At 56.0% G+C, this 19,337-nt stretch carries 18 protein-coding genes and 1 tRNA gene; 10 read left to right on the plus strand and 9 right to left on the minus strand.

Annotation, left to right across the window (positions count from 1 at the left end; translation table 11 throughout):
- Positions 1-4: 4 nt before the first annotated feature.
- From B2310_RS07980 to B2310_RS07990, 3 genes are read right to left on the minus strand one after another with little or no spacing between them, the layout of a single operon-like run.
- Positions 5-1,885 (minus strand): sensor domain-containing diguanylate cyclase, encoded by a 1,881-nt coding sequence (locus tag B2310_RS07980; RefSeq protein WP_173366073.1) that lies wholly within the window; start codon positions 1,883-1,885, stop codon positions 5-7.
- Positions 1,886-1,893: 8 nt separating this feature from the next.
- The gene (locus B2310_RS07985) at positions 1,894-3,036 is read right to left on the minus strand and encodes an LptF/LptG family permease (RefSeq protein WP_173382057.1); all 1,143 of its coding nucleotides are present in this window, start codon (positions 3,034-3,036) and stop codon (positions 1,894-1,896) included.
- Complete coding sequence (locus B2310_RS07990) at positions 3,033-4,433, minus strand: LptF/LptG family permease (RefSeq protein ID WP_173366071.1); 1,401 nt, start codon at positions 4,431-4,433, stop codon at positions 3,033-3,035. Before B2310_RS07990 ends, B2310_RS07985 begins: the two co-directional genes overlap by 4 nt.
- Positions 4,434-4,497: 64 nt before the next feature.
- On the opposite strand from B2310_RS07990, the gene B2310_RS07995 reads away from it, so the two are divergent.
- From B2310_RS07995 to B2310_RS08010, 4 genes are read left to right on the plus strand one after another with little or no spacing between them, the layout of a single operon-like run.
- Entirely contained in the window at positions 4,498-5,352 is an 855-nt protein-coding gene (locus tag B2310_RS07995; RefSeq protein WP_173366070.1) for an outer membrane protein assembly factor BamD, read from the plus strand.
- Positions 5,353-5,379: 27 nt separating this feature from the next.
- The gene (locus B2310_RS08000; RefSeq protein ID WP_173382059.1) at positions 5,380-6,366 is read left to right on the plus strand and encodes a hypothetical protein; all 987 of its coding nucleotides are present in this window, start codon (positions 5,380-5,382) and stop codon (positions 6,364-6,366) included.
- Complete coding sequence (locus B2310_RS08005) at positions 6,367-7,944, plus strand: PHP domain-containing protein (RefSeq protein WP_290730356.1); 1,578 nt, start codon at positions 6,367-6,369, stop codon at positions 7,942-7,944.
- 12 nt (positions 7,945-7,956) lie between these two features.
- Positions 7,957-9,021 (plus strand): rhomboid family intramembrane serine protease, encoded by a 1,065-nt coding sequence (locus B2310_RS08010; RefSeq protein WP_290730359.1) that lies wholly within the window; start codon positions 7,957-7,959, stop codon positions 9,019-9,021.
- Here B2310_RS08010 and B2310_RS08015 read toward each other — a convergent pair.
- The gene (locus B2310_RS08015; RefSeq protein ID WP_173366067.1) at positions 9,018-9,704 is read right to left on the minus strand and encodes a tetratricopeptide repeat protein; all 687 of its coding nucleotides are present in this window, start codon (positions 9,702-9,704) and stop codon (positions 9,018-9,020) included. The genes B2310_RS08010 and B2310_RS08015 overlap by 4 nt on opposite strands.
- Positions 9,705-9,822: 118 nt before the next feature.
- On the opposite strand from B2310_RS08015, the gene B2310_RS08020 reads away from it, so the two are divergent.
- Positions 9,823-9,895, plus strand: a tRNA-Thr gene (locus B2310_RS08020).
- A 113-nt stretch (positions 9,896-10,008) separates the two neighbouring features.
- Complete coding sequence (locus tag B2310_RS08025; protein ID WP_290730362.1) at positions 10,009-11,790, plus strand: DNA repair helicase XPB; 1,782 nt, start codon at positions 10,009-10,011, stop codon at positions 11,788-11,790.
- 169 nt (positions 11,791-11,959) lie between these two features.
- On the opposite strand, the gene B2310_RS08030 is transcribed toward B2310_RS08025, so the two are convergent.
- Positions 11,960-12,832 (minus strand): flavodoxin, encoded by an 873-nt coding sequence (locus tag B2310_RS08030; RefSeq protein ID WP_290730365.1) that lies wholly within the window; start codon positions 12,830-12,832, stop codon positions 11,960-11,962.
- Between the two features lie 41 nt (positions 12,833-12,873).
- Positions 12,874-13,284, minus strand: a complete 411-nt coding sequence (locus B2310_RS08035) for a very short patch repair endonuclease (RefSeq protein ID WP_290730368.1) — start codon at positions 13,282-13,284, stop codon at positions 12,874-12,876.
- Positions 13,285-13,445: 161 nt separating this feature from the next.
- Here B2310_RS08035 and B2310_RS08040 point away from each other — a divergent pair, with 161 nt between their 5' ends.
- The gene (locus B2310_RS08040) at positions 13,446-14,822 is read left to right on the plus strand and encodes an endo-1,4-beta-xylanase (RefSeq protein ID WP_290730370.1); all 1,377 of its coding nucleotides are present in this window, start codon (positions 13,446-13,448) and stop codon (positions 14,820-14,822) included.
- 178 nt (positions 14,823-15,000) lie between these two features.
- On the plus strand, positions 15,001-16,452 hold the full coding sequence (cysS, locus tag B2310_RS08045; RefSeq protein ID WP_290730373.1) for a cysteine--tRNA ligase: 1,452 nt from the start codon (positions 15,001-15,003) through the stop codon (positions 16,450-16,452).
- A gap of 58 nt (positions 16,453-16,510) precedes the next feature.
- Here the strand turns inward: cysS and B2310_RS08050 are convergent, their stop codons facing one another.
- A complete protein-coding gene (locus tag B2310_RS08050) occupies positions 16,511-16,681 on the minus strand; it encodes a hypothetical protein (RefSeq protein ID WP_173366904.1) in 171 nt (56 codons plus the stop codon).
- An 86-nt stretch (positions 16,682-16,767) separates the two neighbouring features.
- On the opposite strand from B2310_RS08050, the gene B2310_RS08055 reads away from it, so the two are divergent.
- Complete coding sequence (locus tag B2310_RS08055) at positions 16,768-17,421, plus strand: MBL fold metallo-hydrolase (protein WP_290730376.1); 654 nt, start codon at positions 16,768-16,770, stop codon at positions 17,419-17,421.
- A 105-nt stretch (positions 17,422-17,526) separates the two neighbouring features.
- Positions 17,527-18,633, plus strand: a complete 1,107-nt coding sequence (locus tag B2310_RS08060; RefSeq protein WP_173382067.1) for an acyltransferase family protein — start codon at positions 17,527-17,529, stop codon at positions 18,631-18,633.
- Positions 18,634-18,658: 25 nt separating this feature from the next.
- Here the strand turns inward: B2310_RS08060 and B2310_RS08065 are convergent, their stop codons facing one another.
- Both B2310_RS08065 and pgk read right to left on the minus strand, forming a co-directional pair.
- Positions 18,659-18,925: a hypothetical protein gene (locus B2310_RS08065; RefSeq protein ID WP_173366907.1), complete on the minus strand. Its 267-nt coding sequence runs from the start codon at positions 18,923-18,925 to the stop codon at positions 18,659-18,661.
- Between the two features lie 226 nt (positions 18,926-19,151).
- On the minus strand, positions 19,152-19,337 hold a 186-nt coding region (gene pgk, locus B2310_RS08070; protein ID WP_290730382.1), incomplete at its 5' end, for a phosphoglycerate kinase.

Consider the following 19,337-nt stretch of genomic DNA (forward strand, 5'->3'; position numbering starts at 1 on the left):
GGGGTTACGCCTTGAGCGATGAAGTTAGGACCGGGATGTCGTCGTCCGTTTCGGGAGCAGGCTCGAGCGGCAATTCCGTATACTGGATAACCTGATTTCGACCACCTTCTTTCGCCTTGTAGAGCGCCTGGTCCGCATAGGTCACCGCCTTCTTCATGTCGTGGAATTCCGGAGTCACGAGGAAGGCGCCAATACTCACCGTCACGCGGAGCGGGTCCTGCTGATGCACATCGAATTCCAGCTTCATCACCGCATGGCGGATTCGTTCGGCGGTTTCGATCATGCCCTCGGGAGTCGTGTCGATGAGGCCCACGACAAATTCCTCGCCGCCATAGCGTGCGACGACATCGATTTCCTTGCGGATTTCTCCACTGATAGCGCCAGCAATTCCCTTGATGACCACGTCACCAATCGGATGGCCGTAAGTGTCGTTCACGCTCTTGAAGTGGTCGATGTCCATCATCAAGACGCCAATGTTATACTTCTGGCGGTCAGCGCGAATCTTTTCGGTACGCAAATTCTCATGCAACGTGCGGTGGTTGATAAGGCCCGTAAGGCCGTCGCGGGTTGCCAGATCCTTGCCGCGTTCGAACTGGCAGGCACGCGCATAGGCAAACCCGGCGACCCCCGCAAACGCCTTGAGCAAGTTCATCTCGTGCTCGGTATAGCGGTCGCTCTTGCGACTTTCGAGGCAAATAGCGAGCTCCGCCTGTTCCGTGTTCGCATCCGAAGGCACCGGCATTACGAACAGCTGGCGGATTTCCATGTTCTTCTTTTCCTGGTTGTCGATGCGCGGGATATAGGCGTTGAACGAGGACTGGTTGAAGGTGCGTTCTACAGGGCGGTTATGGTAGAGCGCGAGGATCGCGAGTCCCTTGTCCGAAAGCGAGAACTTCTTGCCAAAGAACTGGTCGGCATCGATTCCGTCGCAGCAGACCACATGGCCGACACGTTCCTGGTGAAGGTTGTTGTCGTCCTGCTTGTCGAGGGCAAGGAGCATCATGCGGTCAAACGGGATGTTCCCCTTGACATACTCGAAAATCTGGTGGTAAATATCCTTGACCGTCATGTTCTTGAAGAACTGATGCTGATAGTGGTAAAGGACGCTGAACTGCTGCTGCTCGATGTAGTTCTTGGCGGAAGCAAAACTCTTGAAGTAGAGGGCGTAGAGCGTACTTGCGATATAGGTAAGCGCCTGCGCCGTCTGCTGGCCGAACGCATTGGGATAGAGCGAATCCATCACGAGCGCCCCCACACGATTCTTGCTCCTGTCGAGCATGGGAACCGCCACTAGGGACTTGATCATCGGATTGTCGATATAGTAGAGCAGGCTCTTGCCGCCGGAAAGGTCTCCTTCGAGAAGGCGGTTCACGTCGAGGCGGAACAGCTGGCTGATAAGTCCGGAATTCTCGGTAATCTTCACATCGGTCGCCACCTGCGCGTTCGGGTCGGTGCTTGCGTAGGCACGGATTCCCCATTCCTTCATGGAATTGAGCGGAGAGAAAACCACAACCGTATGGACATTGGGGACAACCCGCTTGAGCCCTTCGAGCATATCGCCAAACGCCTTTTTCACGTCGGCATCGGCCCGCGCCCACACTTGGTTCACGCGGAGGGTGGAACCAGGCTCGTTGTAGTCGGCGGCAGAGTCATCGAAGGAATTTTTTAGTTCGGGGGTTACAGCGGGGGCTATCCCCGTCGCGCGCATGGCGCGGGTCACCACCGGAAGCGAGGCCGTCTTACCGCCCGGAACCCGGGGCAAGTTCATATAGCCGAGCGCGGCGGCGACACCGGCAAACGGAATCAGGAACAGGAGAAGCCCGCCCTGGAACGAAAGTCCCAGCAGCAATCCTGCAACGACAAACAAAATTATGGACATCAGCATCCGACCCTCTACAGCCTAAACGAACGGTAAAGCATCAGACAAGCTACGCCGCCATAAATAATATGGCTTATCCAGGCCGCCAGAAACGGCGTCAAGGCACCATTTTCGCCCATCTTCAGCCCAATCCGTTCAAGGATATAATAGCTAAAAACGAGCAAAAGGCCAACACCGAACTTCTGGGAAAGCCCCCCAGAGCGGCTATAACGATGGCAGAGCGCCGCCCCGATCAAAAGGACAATCAGGTTCATCCAGTGCGCAGAGAGCTTGAAATGGAGCGCAGTCTCCATAACCCGGGTGTCTTCGCCCGAGCGCTTGAGCACCTCGATGCGCTGCTTGACCATTTTCGAATCCATCTCGTCGGAAACCTGGCGTTCGTTAATCAAGTCCTCAGGCCGAGTAAACACCTTTCCCCGCATCTTCTCGCGCACAAGGGGCATGACCGTCACAGTGCCGTCCTTGTTGAAGATGCGCTTCATGCCGCGTTCGAACATCCAGTACGACTCGTCCGCAAAAGTCTTCATCACGCTGTCGCGGGCGGCACTGTCGAGGGATGCCGTATCCGGTTCCACCCAGCGGACCGTCTTGGCGTCATAACGTTCCACTAGCCTTCCCTGCTCGCGCAAGAGCAGCACCACGTCGCGCCCCGTCCTGGATTTCCCCGAATAGAACTTGAAAAACCAGCTTGCGCGTTCACTGTCGATAAAGGTAAAATCGTTCTTTTCCTTGATGCGCGGGTTCTTCTTTTTCTGCGCATTCGTCTCCATGATTTCCAGGCGTTTGTGGTTTGCATCGGGAAGCCAGAGTTCGCTCATCTCGTAGGAACCGACCGAAGCGAGAACGCCCAGAAAGAAAATGGGGAATAGAGTCTTGAGAGGGCTCTGCCCGGAACTCTGCATAGCACTCATCTCGAGGTGCCGAGCCATGTTGCCCACCGAAGCGAGCACCGCAATAAAAAGCGACACCGGGGTAATGAGATAGAGCATGTACGGAATGTAGCTCACATAGTAATCGACAGCATCCTTCGTATCGCGCGCAAGCCACGTCTTGATGTTTCCGACAAAGTCGATGACCGCGAACATGAAGATGGCCCCGATCGTCACGATAAGGAACATCTTCAAAAAATTCCAGACAAGGTAACGAGAGAATTTCACGCATGCCCCCTGCCGATAGAACGGAACCAGCGACCGATGGCACGCATCGCCCTGAAAAATTTCGAATCCCCCGTAAAGCGGTCCCGGACCATCGCGATGGTAATGAACACGCCGAACGCCCCAATAATCATGTTGGAAGACCACATGGCAAGTTCCGGCGAGATGATGAGTCGGTCAGCCAGGTTCTCCCCGCCGATAAGGCAAATCCAGTAGATGACGAAAAAGGCAAGGCTGTAGATGATTCCCGTGCCAATGCCACCCTTGCGCGCCATAATCCCGAGCGGCGCCCCGATCAGGATAAAGATAAAGCAGGCAAAGGAAGTGCTGAACTTCTTGTGGATTTCGACAAGGTATTGCGCCTCGCGCTTTTTTTCGGATTCCATGCGCCCCCAGAGGCGTTCTGTCGTGCGGAGCGCGCTGATTTCCTGAAGACGCATCTTCTGTAGCGACCGCCGGGCTTGGACCGAATCAAGTTCGGCAATTCCTTCCGCATCCGCCGGGAGAATACTATCGCCCAACACGGAAGCCTTCGCATCTGCAAGAGTGGATAGTCTGACTTTCATGGCCTGTTGCGAGACCGTATCATACTTCGCGCGAGCCTCGTTCACCACGTCCATCATCATTTCGACAGGCATCTCGCGGTCGCTCCTATAGCTGCGGCTACGGCGTTCCAGACGCTCATCCACGTTCTGCATGGCGAGGTCCTGCGAAAAGAACCGGATGCGGAAGTAGTTTTCGGGCTTATCAGGGTCCACGATATGCGTCTCGCCACTGCGCAAACGGAACATGAGCGTCGCCCCGTTATCCACGTAGTCCAGCGTCGCACTGTCGGCATAGACCACGCGCGGAGGGCCCTTGCGTTCCATCTCGTACACCTGGATGCCGTAAAGCACACCCGAAACCGGGTCGATGCGGTTCACCCAGAGCTGCACGTCGGGAAACTGCGTAATCAGGCGCCCGGCATCGACAAACACGTGCGGTTTCTTGCGCGAAATGGCATTCATCAGTTCCACCGAACGGTGATTCGCCTCGGGCAGCACCCAGTTGTTGAACAGCACCATCAGAACCGAAAGGAGCATCGCGACAAGCATCACCGGACGCATCAGGGACAAGGGCGAGACTCCCGCCGCCTTTACCGCCGTAATCTCGTGGTCGCCAGAAAGGCGCCCGAAGGCCATAAGACACGCAACAAGCACGGCCATCGGGATCGAGAGCGAAAGCATCCAGGCGAGGTTCAACGCAAAAATTTCAAGGACAGTCGATGCGGGCAGTCCCTTGGACAGGACGTTGTCCAGAATTTTCACGAGAAAATCGACGACAAACAAAAACGTTATGCCGAAAAGCGCCGCCATAAAGGGGCCAATGAGTTCTTTCAACACATAACGGACTAGAATCATTTTTCTTTTCGGTAATATTTTTCTACTTTGATAAGCGAAAGTTAGAATTAACCAAAGAAAAAGAATGAACCACATCGCAAAGACAGCCCTGTTCTCAAGCATTTTTTTCGCATTGACCCTCTTTAGCGGCTGCGCATCGTCCGATGGCGCAAAGAAAACACACACGCAATTCTGCAAGGAAAAGTTCGACAAGGCCGAGGAGCTCTTCAAGAAAGAGAAATACGGACGCGTCATAGACAAACTTGAAGAAATCATGAGCTATTGCGCAGGGACTGGCTACCTGGAACAGACGTCCTTCCTTCTCGCCGAAAGCTACTTCAATCTGGAAGAATGGATCGACGCCCGCGGAGAGTACGGAAGCTTCATCACGAACTTCCCCGGATCCCCCTTCGTGGAGACAGCCGAATTCAAGAAGGCGATTGCTTCGTTCAACATGGAATTCCGCGTGAGCCGCGACGAGGCGAACACCACCATCGCCATGAAGGATTTCGAGCGCTACCTGTCGAACCACCCGGATACGCCGCTCCGCGACTCCATCAACTACTACTACGGGCTCCTCATCGAACGCCTTGCCGAAAAAGAATTCCAGACTGCGCGCCTCTACCTGCGCATGGACAAGCCTCAGGCAGCCGTCATCTACTTCAAGGAATTCCTCGAGACATACCAACAGTCCAAGAGGCGCAAGGAAGCGCTCTTCCTCACCTCGCAGGCCTATACCGACCTCGACCAGTTCGAAACCGCCCGCGAATACCTCGCTCTTGCCAAGGAAGAACTCAAAGAAGACGACAAGGACGGGCAAAAACTCCTCGCGAAGACCGAGAAGAAAATCGCAAAGGCCGAGAAGAATTTTGAAAAGCGCATGAAGAAGGATTCCGAGAAGAAACGCATCCAGAAAGAAGAGAAGACCCTTTTCTACTAGCGATTCGCCAGGCGCCCGGTGGTTGGCATGAAGAACTTCCTGAAGATACTGTTCGCACTCCTCATCGTCTCGACGGCCTATGCCGACGAGGAAGTGAGGGTCGAGCACGACAACTCGCGCCTTTCCATATTCATGCAGCCAGCGATTTCGTTCCTGAGTTTCGACGAACGTGAATACTTCCAAAAGGCCATCGACACCATCTACGCCGACTTCAGGGCGCAGGCCGTCGACAAGGAAGAATCGCTCAGCGTCGCAAAGCAAAACTTCCAGAAGGTCAACTTCTGCTTCCCCGTCATGGGTGGCATCCAGTTCCAGGTGCACAAGGACCACTTCCTGAGTGCCGGAATCGGATTCATCTACGACAAGGAATCCGTCGTGCTTACCGACCGCAAGAACAAGGCGCACAACTATAGCTACACAATCCAGGGCGTGCCCATGTTCCTCGAATACAGGCTCGCCATTCCCACAAGCCTCATCACGCTTTCGAACGGTTCGCTCTTCAGCATCGGAGTCCGGTGGTACTGGACACTTCCCGGCACCGAGATCTACACCACCTGGGGCAAGCTCGAAGCAGAAAACAGCCCGTTGGGTGCCGGGTTCGGAGTAAGTCTCGGCTACCTGGTCACCAGTTGGAACGGATTCAACATCTACGGAGACATCGGGTTCAGTTCCATCTCCGTCGAATCCAAGGAACGCTTCGCCGACATAGTTCCCGACGGCCCCGAAGAAAAAGCCAAATGGAACATCGGCGGACTGCAACTGCAGATTCGCGTGAGCTTCGGGCTGTGGAACAAGCCCAAGGAACCACTCCTGCCAAAAAGCGGAACCGAAAGCGAAACGGCACCGGCAATTCCTGCCGAAAGCACTCCCGCACAAGGGAACGCGGCCGCGGCCGGCCCGACTGGCGAAGGAACGGGCACCTCCGAATCAACGACGGCCAAGGAGCCTGCGGCCGAAGCCCCCAGCGCTCAGGAACCAGAACAACCCGCAAGCGAAAAAGCAAAGGCGGAATAAATGAGTTTCTGGCCGGGGGAAAAACTGCGTTACGCCGAAACGCACTTCAAGTTCAGGCTTCCGTGGTCACTTCTATACAGGCCGTGGCCCGAAATCATCGTAGACGCGCCGTTCCAGTTTATACCCGGCGAAGAGCCAACCCTATGGATTGTCGTGCGTGATGCGCACCGGTTCCCGACGCTTATCGAGAAAGCGGAAATCAATGGCAAGAACTTTGATTTAAACATTCAGGCGGAAGAACAATTCAGCTTTTACCCTATCAAGCTTGGGCACCTGGAAGCGGGCGTTCATGAACTGAACTGCAGGATTTATGCAAAAAGAACCAGCGAAGATGGGAAAAGTTGCGCGACCAAGATTTTCAACCGCTGGAACTACCCCGGATTAAAGCCCAAGCCGCTCAAAATTCACATACTCGCGGAACAGCCCCCAAAGGCACCCGGATTTGTCGCCGGCGAGATGCACTGCCACACGCGATTCTCCTGCGACCACGTGGAACACGGAGCATCCCCCGCCGTATTGCAACAGGCGGCAAAGGCAGTCGGGCTTGATTTCGTAAGCTGCACCGACCACGCCTACGATTTCGCATTCACTGAAGAAGACTACACGAAGGAAGCGCCATCGCCCGCGCCCAGGTTCCAGGCACTGCGCGACGAGATTGCGTCGCTTCCTGCCGGCGAAGGCATGCCCCTCCTGCTCGCGGGCGAAGAAGTTTCCGCAGGCAACAGCAAGGGTGAAAACGTCCACATGCTCGCCTTCGCGCCCGACAGCTACCTGCCCGGCCTCGGCGACTGCGGCCGCAACTGGCTCGAGAACAAGCCCACGTTCAAAATTCCGAAACTCCTGGAAATGACCGAAGCGCACTGCTTCGCGGCGCACCCAATGCAGCCCATGGGACTGCTCGAAAAGTTCATCTTCCGGCGCGGTTACTGGAGCCACAAGGACCTGAACCTCGAAGCTCGCCACAAGATTCGCGGAATCCAGTTCTGGAACGGCATCCGCGACGAAGGATTCAAACTCGGACGCCAATGGTGGATCGAGGAACTCGGCAAGGGAAACTACCTACTCCCTATCGGCGGCAACGACGCGCACGGCGACCTGAATGACACCACCTCCGTCGCAACCCCGCTATTCACATTGCGCCACACCCGCGACCACATCTTCGGCAAGGTGCGAACAGTCGTGAAAGAAGATCCCCGGTCGGAGCCGGGGATGACAAAAACGCAACTCACGCGCGAGGCGCTGAACGCAGCCTTCGCAGGCGACAACTGCTACATCACCGACGGACCCGCGCTCTGGTGGGAACGCGCCGAAATCCACGGGAGCAAGGGAATCATCTTCCACGCCCGCAATACGGCCGACTTCGGCGGCGGATTCCGCTACATCCGCATTTTCGGACGACGCTACCTGAGCAACGGCAAGCTCTCCCCGAACGAAGAAATCTGCAAGGAAAGCCTCGTCGCCGCCCGTGCGAACAGCGACATCGAAGTCTACTTCGACAACTTCGCCTATCTCCGCGCCGAATGTGAAACAGCCACCGGCAAATTCGCACTCACGTCGGCGGCAAGGGCCGAAGGATAAGGGGATCGCATCATGCCTCGCTTGATGTCGCCACTGCGTCCGCGCTACATGCGTTATCCCACGGACATCCCGCGGGAAGGCCTCCAGGTGCATCCGCTCCCCCGCGAAAACGATGCCGCACACGGCGATACCGCGACCCCGCAAGACGCATTAAAAAACGCTTCCGGCAACCAGGCGCCAGACACGGCAGCAGATACTTTCGAGGAGCCGCAGTACCCCGAAACGATTCGCATATCCGAAGGGACATTCCGCCAAATCCGCGACTACAGCCTCGTGCTCCTTTCGCAGGGCATCACCCACCGCATCATGCGCTCCGAAGAAGGACCGTTCCAGATTTTCATCCTACCCGAAAACGAGGACCGCGCACGCCTGCAGCTCGCGCTCTACCGCAAGGAGAACCCTCCCCGGGAAGAGAACCCGCCGCTCCCCCTCACGCTGAGCCTGCAGCCCCTCTGGGTTCTTCTTGTTCCTGTCGTCTGCACGCTTCTCGACTTTTCGGGCAAGGTCGCCCTCATGCATAGTCTCGGACTCTCCGATGCAGACAAGGTGCTACACGGGCAATGGTGGCGCACCATCACCGCGCTCACGCTGCACGCCGACGCGCGCCACATCGCATCGAACCTCGTGAGCGGTTACATCGTGCTGAACCTCATGTCGTACCGCACGCCGCTCGCACGCATGGCCCCGTTCCTCGCCATCGCAAGCGCCGTCGCGAACTTCTTCGTCGCGTTCACCGTGCAGACGGACTACCGCGCCCTCGGATTCTCCACGTTCGTGTTCGCCGCCATCGGCGCGCTTTCCGTCATCGAGTTCAGGCTCATGCCCAAGGAGACCCACGGCATGCTCCGGCGGTTCGCCCCCCTCTGCGGCGCCGCCTCGCTCGCCGTATTCCTCGGCATCGGTGAGAACGCCGACGTGCTGGGCCACGCCTACGGCTTTGTCGCGGGCGCGCTCTGCGGGTTCATCCCAAAGAAGAAGGCGCTCCGCTGGGGAACGCCTGCCAAACTGGTCGACCTCGTGTGGGTCACTATCTATTTCGCGATTTTCGCTATCGGCTGGAAGTTCGCTCTAAGCTAAAGGCTTGCGAGGAACTTCTTCGCCTTGTCGGCATACATCGCATTGTCGCCGTAGACCTCGACGATGCGTTCGGCGGTATTCTTCGCCTTGTCGTTTGCACCCTGCTGCTGGTATACAAGCACGAGCTTCCACATGGCGTCGGCAACCATCGGGACCTGGTCAACCGGTTCTTCCTTCTGGAAGCGGTCTTCCTTGTCGCCAGTGCGCTTGCCGAACTCGGACACGTACTGTTCGAGCAGACCGGCAGCGGCAGTGTAGTCTGCCTTTTCAATCTTCACAGAAGCAAGACCGTGCAGGGCAGCCGAGCGGACCAGTTCCACGGAACCCGCGTTATCGAGCGACTTCTGGAAAAGCGAGGCGGCGCCATCGAAATCACCCTTCTCATACTTGATATTTCCAGCGAAGAGGGCTGCCTTCGCAAGAGCGAGGCCGTCAATCTTGCCGGAATTAATCTGCGCCTCGAATTCGGCGAGGGCGGCATCCTTGTCGTTCGTGTAGAGGAGCGCCATTCCCTTGCCGAGAATTTCGGCCTGTTCGGCAGCAGCGGCCTTCTGGCTGTCCCTAAACTGGACAACGCCGGCCACAACGGCAAGGACAATCACCAGGGCCACGAGGACCTTGGTTCCGTGTTGGACAAAAAATTCCTTGATTTCAGAATTGCTCTGGTTAGATTCGTTAGCCATTTTCGACTTCCATTTTAAATTTAGTGACCCAAACATAGAAAAAATGGAAGACTTTGCCAACTCACACCAAACGCATCTTGACAAAAAAGGGGCCTATTGCTATTTTTGACCCCGCTATGCCACTCTAGCTCAGCTGGTAGAGCAGCTGATTCGTAATCAGCAGGTCGGCAGTTCAAATCTGCTGGGTGGCTCGAAAGCCCCGATTTCTACAGGAAATCGGGGTTTTTCTTTTGCTCCGTCGGCAAAACCATTCATCGCCTCCCCTCTAACCAAAAAACGCTTTTTTTACTATCTTTGGCGCCCTATGAATCCGAATGGCGCAATCATTGTTCAGAGCAACCTCGAAATCATGGTCGAGGTCGATTCCCCCTCCTACGAAGCGGCACGCGACGCAATCGCCCCCTTTACCGAACTGGTCAAGAGCCCCGAGCACCTGCACACCTACAAGATATCGCACCTGAGCCTCTGGAACGCCGCCTCTACCGGGCTCCGTGCCAAGGATGTCATAGAACGACTCGAAAGCCAGAGCCGCTTCCCGATCCCGGAGACCGTCGTCACCGAGATCGAGGACTACATGGCCCGCTACGGACTTTTGCGTCTCAAGAAAGACGGCGACCGCCTGATTGTCGAATCCGACGACAACTACATGTTCGCCGAAATCTGTCGCCTCAAGGAAGTCGAGCCATTCGTGCTGAACTTCATCGACGACCTGCATGCCGAGGTGGACCCGGAACGCCGCGGCCACCTTAAAATGGCGCTTACCAACGCCGGGTTCCCGGTCGAGGACCTCGCGGGCTACACCGTAGGCGACCCCTTGCCCATCCACCTGCGCGAGACGACGCTCAGCGGCAAGAAGTTCGAACTCCGCGACTACCAGAAGGAAGCCGCACAGGTGTTCTATGCGAGCGGTTCCGAGAAGGGCGGTTCGGGCGTCATCGTGCTCCCCTGTGGTTCGGGCAAGACGGTGATTGGTCTTGCCACCATGGCATTGGTGCAGACCAAGACACTCATCCTCACCCCGAATATTTCGGCATCGCGCCAGTGGATCCGCGAAATCTGCGACAAGACCGACCTAACCCTCGACCAGGTGAAGGAATACTCCGGTGAAGTCAAGGAAATCGGCCCGGTGACCGTCGCGACCTACCAGATATTGACCCAGCGCAAGCGCGCGAAAAAAGACGAGAACGCCCCCGACACCGCAGACCTCGAGATGAGCGACGAGGAAGTGAAGAAGGAACTCGCGAATTTCCCGCTGTTCAGCCAGCAGAAGTGGGGGCTCATGATTTACGACGAGGTGCACTTGCTGCCCGCCCCGGTGTTCCGCCTAAGTACCGAAATGCAGGCGACCCGCCGCCTTGGCCTTACGGCGACGCTCGTGCGCGAAGACCACAAGGAAACGGAAGTCTTCAGCCTTATCGGCCCCAAGAAGTACGATATCCCGTGGCGTATCCTGGAAGCGCAGGGCTGGATCGCGACCGCCGACTGTAACGAGATTCGTATCCCGATGGAAGCGGAACTCAAGATGAAGTACGCCCTCGCGCCCATCCGCGAGAAGATTACGCTTGCCAGCACGAACCCCGAAAAGACGGACATCGTGGAGCGCCTGCTCAAGCATTTCGACAAGCCCGACGACCGCGTGCTGATTATCGGCCAGTACATCGACCAGCTCGAGGCCCTCTCTGAAGACCTGCAGATTCCGCTCATCACAGGCAAGACCCCGAACAAGGAACGCGAACGCCTGTACGCCGCCTTCCGCGACGGCAGCCAGAAGAACCTCATGGTTTCGAAGGTGGGTAACTTCGCCATCGACCTTCCCGACGCGAACGTGCTTATCCAGGTTTCGGGAACGTTCGGAAGCCGCCAGGAAGAAGCCCAGCGACTGGGCCGCGTGCTGCGCCCCAAGAGCGACGGCGGTGCCGCGCACTTCTACAGCATCGTGACGCAGGATTCCAAGGAACAGGAATTCGCCATGAACCGCCAGCTGTTCCTCACGGAACAGGGTTATGCCTACAAGATAATCAAGCGCGGCGATTGGGATATACTTGTGCGCACGCCCGAAGAACTGGCTGCGCGGGTCTCGCAATAAACTTCGCATAGTTTCGTTCTCGGACTCTCGCTGTACTATTTGTACAGCTTCGGTCCTGCGGCCTCACTCTGCTCGTTTCTTGTTTCGACCTAATTTATTTAAAAAAAAGAGCTAGGAATCTAAATCCTAGTTCTTAATTTTTTTTAGTTACGTCAAGCGATGGCGTCGGCTACTTTTCCATGACGATAAGTTCAGGTTCGCCACGGCCGGGGAGCGGCTTGAATATTTTCACCATCGTCTCGGTCGAAGGGCGGTTGAACCCGCTGGTCGTGCACACGAACAGATAGTTCATACCGGCGACGACCTGCGTGGCCACGCTCAACGGAGCAAGTTTCAAGTAGGCGTAATCCTTCGTCGCGGTCGCAAACACCGCAGAATCTTCTGCAGTGAGCGCTCTCTGGTCCGAAAAGCCACCCATGAGCATTTCGTCCGTCTTGCCGGCGGCAAGGTCCGCGAAAAATCCCTCGACTTCCTTAGCAGCGACTTCCGCACCGTTCTCGGCCGTAATGCGCTTGTTCGAAATCCCGTAGGCAAGCGTCACGTTCGCGTTCGGTTCAAGCGTCTTGAGTTCCGCGGCGGAAGCCTTGCGGCCGCCGCTACCGTAAGTGCAGAACGGCACCACCACCTTGCCCGAAAGGTCGTTCGAAGCGAGGAAGGTATAGATCGGCGGCGCGAAACTCCCGAACATGATCGGGTAGCCGAGGTAGACCGTATCGTATTTCGCGAGGTCGGCCTTCGTGTTCACGAGCGCGGGCCACAGCTTGGTCTGGCGCTGGGCGGCCACCGCATCAATCGTGCTGTCGTATGTCGAGGGGTACGGCGTCACCATCGCAAGTTCGAACACGTCGGCGTTCTTCGCTTTCTGGAAAATCTCCGCAAGCTTCTTGGTCGCGCCCGTCTGCGAGTAATAGACAACGAGCGACTTCGACACGGCCGGCTTTGCCGCCTCCGCGGCAGGTTCCGCCTTGGACTGTTCCTGGTTTCCGCAGGCACACAGCGCAAGCGCCGCGGCAACAACCACAATACCAAATTTGCAATTCATAAACGACCTCCGTTTTCCCTAATTATAATTTTTTCGCGCGGCTAGATTTCGACAGATTCCTCGTCGCCCCGTATAAATGCAGCAAGGCGCTCCACCGTGCGGGCAAAGTCGTTCTTGACGGAACATTCCCAGACCGTCGCCACGCGGAACCCCATGAGCGAGAGCTTCCAGGCTGTCTTCACATCGCGCACCACGTTGTTCGTGAATTTATCGTTCCAGAACTCCGGATTGCTCTTGGGACGGCTCGTAAACTTGCAGCCGTGCTGATGCCAGAAACATCCGTTCACGAAAACGACCACGTTGTACCTGAGGATGAACAGGTCGGGCGAACCCGGCAGGTCATGGCGGTGGAGCCTGTAGCGGAACCCCGCACGGAACAGCGCGCGACGCACGAGCACCTCAGGCTTCGTATCCTCGGAGCGTACAGCCCGCATCATTTGCGAACGTGTCATGGGGGGACGAGATTTCCGCTTGCGCTTTTTCACGGTAAAAAATATAGCCATTTTGGGCATGTCGTGCCTTTTTCTGTTTCGGTTAATTTACACCCGTCCCCGCTTTTTTTGATTATTTTACATGTGGGTGTTTACGTATTAGGGAAAAACAAGGAGTAACAATGAGAAACCTTTTTCCCGTTTCTGGGCTTATGCTCAGCGTAGCCCTGATTGGCGCAGGCATCGCAAGCACCTTCGCCGCAGATGAAACCCTCCGATCGTACGCTGAAAAGAACGACATCTATATCGGTGCCATTCTGAACTCGCAGTGGTTTGGCGGCGGACTTCCCGCGCAGTACGAGCAAATTCACAAGACGCAGTTCAACATCGTCGTCGCCGAAAACGAGATGAAGTTCGACGCGACCGAACCTAGCGAAAACAGGTTCAACTACAACAACGGCGACAAGATGGTCAAGTACGCGAAGCAGAACGGCATGCGCGTCCGCGGCCACGCCCTCGCCTGGCATAGCCAGGTCCCGAACTGGGTGAACAACTACAAGAACGACAAGAAAAAATTGCTCTCCGTTCTCAAGAACCACATCGACAACGTTGTCGGACACTGGAAAGGCCAGGTGGACGAATGGGACGTGGTGAACGAAGCCATCAGCAACAACGAACCCATGTGGCGTTCCTATTCCGTGTGGTACCAGGGAATCGGCCCTGAATTTATCGACTCTGCCTTCGTGTGGGCGCACGCCGCCGACCCCGACGCGGAACTCTGCTACAACGACTACAACCTCGAGCAGGGTGTCAACCCGAAAGCCAAGGCAGGGTTCTTGCTGGAACAGGTGAAACGCTGGGTTGCAAACGGCATTCCTATCACCTGCGTGGGCTCGCAGACGCACGTGGAAGACACCACTACCGACAAGCACTTTATCGGTTCGCCGGACAGCCTCCGCTCGCTTGCCAGGGAACTTGCAAAGCTCAACATCAAGCTGAAAATCACCGAGCTCGATATCGGATTCAAGAGCGGCATCAACGTGAGCAAGAGCGACCTCGAACGTCAGGGAAAGACCTTCCGTGAATACCTGGACATCATCCTCGAAGAACCGAACGCGGACACGTACCTGATCTGGGGCGTATCCGATAAATGGAGCTGGCTTGGCGGGCTCAACAGGCAGAAAGGACTTATATACGACGACAACCTGAATCCGAAACCGGCATTCGATAGCATTCTGGTGAGGCTCCAGAACTTCGAACCGCCCCAAGATACAATTGTCACGGACACGACAAGCTCCGACACAACTGCACAAGACTCCTCCATCGCGATTGCACAGTCTGCCGGTCCGGGGAGCGTCACCATGCACGTTGCAGGCCGCACGCTGTTCATTGCCGGAGCAAAGTCCGCAAGCGTTGACGTGTTTGACATGCAGGGCCGCCCGGTATTCAGCGGCAAGTGCGAAACGGGCTCTGTCGAGCTGAATGTCGCCGAAGGGCTCTACATGGTGCGCGTGCGCAACGGGTCAGCAAGTTTGACGAAGCGCATCGCCATCAAGTAGAAAAAAACTATATTGGCGCACCTTCGGAGTGCATTTTTCTATATTGGCGCCCCTTCGGTGCGCATATAGCTCGGCTCGGTCATGCCAAATGGCACAAGCGCCTTTGTCGTGACTCTCGCCTTTTTTCTATATTTGTCCCCGCTTGGCGCATGTTGCGCCGCATTTAACGGAGGCTAAAATGGCTCTACAGTTCTACAACACCGCATCGCGCAAGAAAGAAGTATTCACACTCCCCGAAGGCGTCCCCGCCGTGCGCATGTACTGTTGTGGCCCGACGGTGTACCATTTCGCCCACATCGGCAACCTCCGCACCTACATTTTCGAAGACTTTTTGGTCCGTACGCTCAAGTACTACGGCTACAAGGTGAATCACATCGTGAACATCACCGACGTGGGCCATTTGACCAGCGACGCCGACTCTGGCGACGACAAGATGGAAAAGGGCGCCGCCCGCGAAGGCAAGTCCGTCTGGGACATCGCGAAGTTCTACACCGACGCGTTTATGGCCGACTGGCACCGTTTGAACATCCAGGAACCGACCCGCTGGACGCCTGCCACGCAGCACATCCAGGAACAGATTGAACTGGTGAAGACCTTGGAAGAAAAGGGCTACACCTACCGCACCAGCGACGGCATCTACTTCGACAGCCTCAAGTTCCCGCGCTATGCCGATTTTGCACGCCTGGACGTGGAAAACCTGCGCAAGGGTAGCCGCATCGACATGGGCGAAAAGAAGAACGCCACCGACTTTGCTCTGTGGAAGTTCAGCCCGAAGGACAAGAAGCGCGCCATGGAATGGGACAGCCCGTGGGGCGTCGGTTTCCCCGGCTGGCACATCGAATGCTCCGCGATGGCCATGAAGTACAACGGCCCAACCCTCGACATCCACTGTGGCGGTACGGACCACATCCGCGTGCACCACACGAACGAAATTGCCCAGAGCGAATGCGCCAACGGCGTGACCTTTGCACGTTTCTGGATGCACGGCGAATTCCTCCGCACAGCAAGCGAAGAAAAGCTAGAAGACGGCACGACCGAGCAGAAGTTCGGCAAGATGAGCAAGTCCAGCGGCGAATTCCTGACGGTTTCGCTCCTCATGGACCGCGGCTTCAACCCGCTCGACTACCGCTTCTTCGCGATTGGCAGTCACTACCGCAACTACCTGAACTTCACGTGGGAAGCTTTGGAAGGCGCCAAGGAAGGCCTCAAGAGCTTGCACAAGAAGACGGACCCGCTGATCGGCAAGGCTACCGCAATTACAAGCGAAGCCGCCAAGGCTTTCCAGGCCGAATTCAAGGACGCCATCGGCGACGACTTGAACATGCCGCGTGCACTCGGCATCATGAACACGATGCTCAAGAGCGATATCGACGACGGTGAGAAGGCCGCCCTGGTGGCCGACTTCGACCAGATTTTCGGTTTGAAGCTCGACGAACCTCGCGAAGAATATGCCAAGAAGGGCGCAAACGACGGCGTGGATGTCGCAAAGATCGAAGCGCTGATTGCCGCCCGTAAGGAAGCCCGTGCCGCCAAGAACTGGGCCGAAAGTGACCGCATCCGTGACGAGCTCGCCGCGATGAACGTGGTCATCAAGGACAGCAAGGAAGGCACGACCTGGGAATTGAAATAACCCGGAAGCCCCTTGAATAAACTAATATTCTCCGACCGTTATGCGCGGTCGGATTTTTTTATCCCTTGGCCTTCGCCTTGGGAATGCGCGGCATTTTCGCCGTATGGTGTCGCACGACGGCACCCGAATGATGAATCGGCAAGGGCTTTTCGTCACGAATAACCTCGCCCGTGCGGGCAAGGCCGTCTGACTTTAACTGACCGGTCAAAAGATTAGGATTGATCGCCATAGGTCCTCTCCAAAAACGTGAGTCTAATCAAGATAATTAAATTTTTTCAGTTGTCAAGTGTCCTGTCCGATTTTACATTTTATCTTATGCGTATCAAGCAATTTGTATTCAATCCCTTCGGCGTAAACGGCTTTGTGCTCAGCAATGACGCGGGCGATGCCATCCTGATAGACCCGAGCGTGTCGAACGAACGTGAAGAGGACGCCCTAGCAAGCTACATCGAGCAGAGCAAACTCACGGTAAAGCACCTTTTCAACACGCACCTGCACCTGGACCACGTGCTGGGCAATGCGTTTGTCGCCCGCAAGTACGGCGTGCAGCCCGAGGCTCACGAAGAAGACGCATTCATGCTGGATTTGCAAGAAGAACAGAGCGAGATGTTCGGACTCCCGCTGCGTGAACCTTCGCCCGGGCTCGGCAACTACCTTGCCGAGGGCGATGCCGTCGGGGTGCCGGAAATAGAATTGCAGGTCATCCACGTGGCTGGCCACTCCCCCGGCGGCATCGCGTTTTTTTGCGAAAAACCGGGCGAAGTGAACGGTCAGAAGGCACCACCGCTCCTGTTCCCCGGAGACATCATCTTCGCAGGAAGCCGCGGCCGCAGCGACCTATTCGGCGGCGACGACGATGCACTTGTAAGCGGGATTAAGAACAAACTTCTTTCACTCCCGAAAGAGACGGTGGTGTTCCCCGGACACGGGCCCATGACGACGATCGGGGATGAGAGAAGGTGGTATTAAAGCAGATCCCCGCCTTCTCCTCAAAGAGGATAACTCTACTATGGCAACAAGTTGCCAAGTATCGTATAGCGGGGATGACAAATGCGGGGATGGTGAGCACGAAGCATGAGTGACAAGGCGACGGCAAGAATTGGGTGGATTGACGAATTCAAGGGATTCGTGTTGCTGCTCGTGTGCCTTTATCACGTGGAACAGTCGTTTCCGCAGGCGCAAATGGGAATGCTGCACCTGAGCGCACTCCGCATGTCGGCCTTCTTCTTTATTTCGGGAATGCTGTTCAGCACGCGGCGCTTCGGCAATTTCAAGGCTTACTTTATCCACAAGACGCACGTCCTGCTCGTCCCCTACATTTTGCTTTCGCTCCTGTTCCTCGCGCTAGACCCGGTACTCTACAATTTCGACCTTTTCCCGAAGGCGCCGCGCATGACGGTGATGAACATCCGGCCCGAAATCGCGACTGTGTGGAACTACATCTACTGGAACCTCGCGAAAATCTTCGTAGCAGGCAAATCTTCCATCGGGTCGGGGCCGCTCTGGTTCGTGTTCACGCTGTACTCGGTAAGTTTACTGTTTTATGGGGTGCAAAAAATTGTACCGAGAAGATTCATCTTCTTTGTTTCGCTGGCAAGTCTTGCGGGTGGCTGGCTCCTGTATGTCAACCACATCCGCCTGCCGCTCGGAATAGAGCGCGACCTGACAGTACTGTTCTTCTTTGCAAACGGCTGGCTATGTAAGGGAATGTTGAAAGAAAACACAAAAAAAATCTTGGCTCTCGTTGCAGCCACTATCGTCTCTTTCGCCGCCTACGCATACCTCGAAGTTCCCGACCCAGATTTCAGCATCATGAACAACGACCTCGGGAAAGACTTCCGCATTTTTGTTGCGAGTTCCTTCTTCGGCATCGCGGGCCTCATAGGCACTTTCGTTCTCGCCGACAAATTGCCGAACATCATCCCCGTCCGCATTGCCAAGGGAATTCTCCGCAACATCTCGCGTAACGCGCTCGTGATTCTCGCCGTCCACTGGTACACCCTGCTCGTGATGCGCCTGCTTTTCCGCGAAGCTTTCAACAAGCCAGGTGTCGCCTACCTTGCCATCCCCGTGGTCGCAACCGTGGTTATCGCAGCCATACCGCTATTCCGCTGCAAGCTCTACCGCCTGCTCGGCAAAGAGAAAATCGGCGTCCGCGAAAGTCTAAGCATCAAGGATTAGGGCCGCGCCGTCCGCACCACTAAAATCAGAGATAGCTCTTGTTCATGCGCGGGACCTCGGCCTCTTCCCGCTTCTTCGGAACAAACACCTTGATTGCATAGACATTCTGCTCCGTCTCCGCGACGATATCGCCTTCCTGCAGGTCTTCGTAGAGTTCCATTTCGATTTCAACACCATCGCGGGCAATGCAGCGCACCGACCGCGCCGTGAGTTCCTCTCGCAAGAGAGGAACATCTACAACCTTCTTGTAGGTGCCATGATGTGTCGTCCCGAGGATTCTGTTGCAAAACATGAGCCAAATATAAAATATATGCGAACGCAAGCGTTCGCGCTTCACTCGCCTTACGATTTTTTTCAGTTGCGAGCAGAGCAAAAAAAAAGAATCTCGACTTTCATCGAGATTCACAAAATCCAATTTTTTCTTAGAGGCGAGTGAGACAAGGCGGAGGGACCGAAGCTGTATAAGACATACAGCGAGGGTCCCGACAACGCAGTATCGCGAAGCCTATAAGGGAAAATTACTTATCCGTGAGGAATGCGACGCCCGGAAGAACCTTGCCTTCCAGCAGTTCGAGGGAAGCGCCACCACCCGTAGAGGTGTGGGTCACCTTCTTGTCTGCGCCGTACTTCTTGGCAGCCGTAGCGGTATCGCCACCACCGATCACGGTGATTGCGCCGGCAGCGGTAGCTTCGACGATAGCGTC

Origin of the sequence: Fibrobacter sp. UBA3629 (genome assembly GCF_002374005.1) — a bacterium.
In the GTDB taxonomy this organism is placed as follows: domain Bacteria; phylum Fibrobacterota; class Fibrobacteria; order Fibrobacterales; family Fibrobacteraceae; genus Fibrobacter.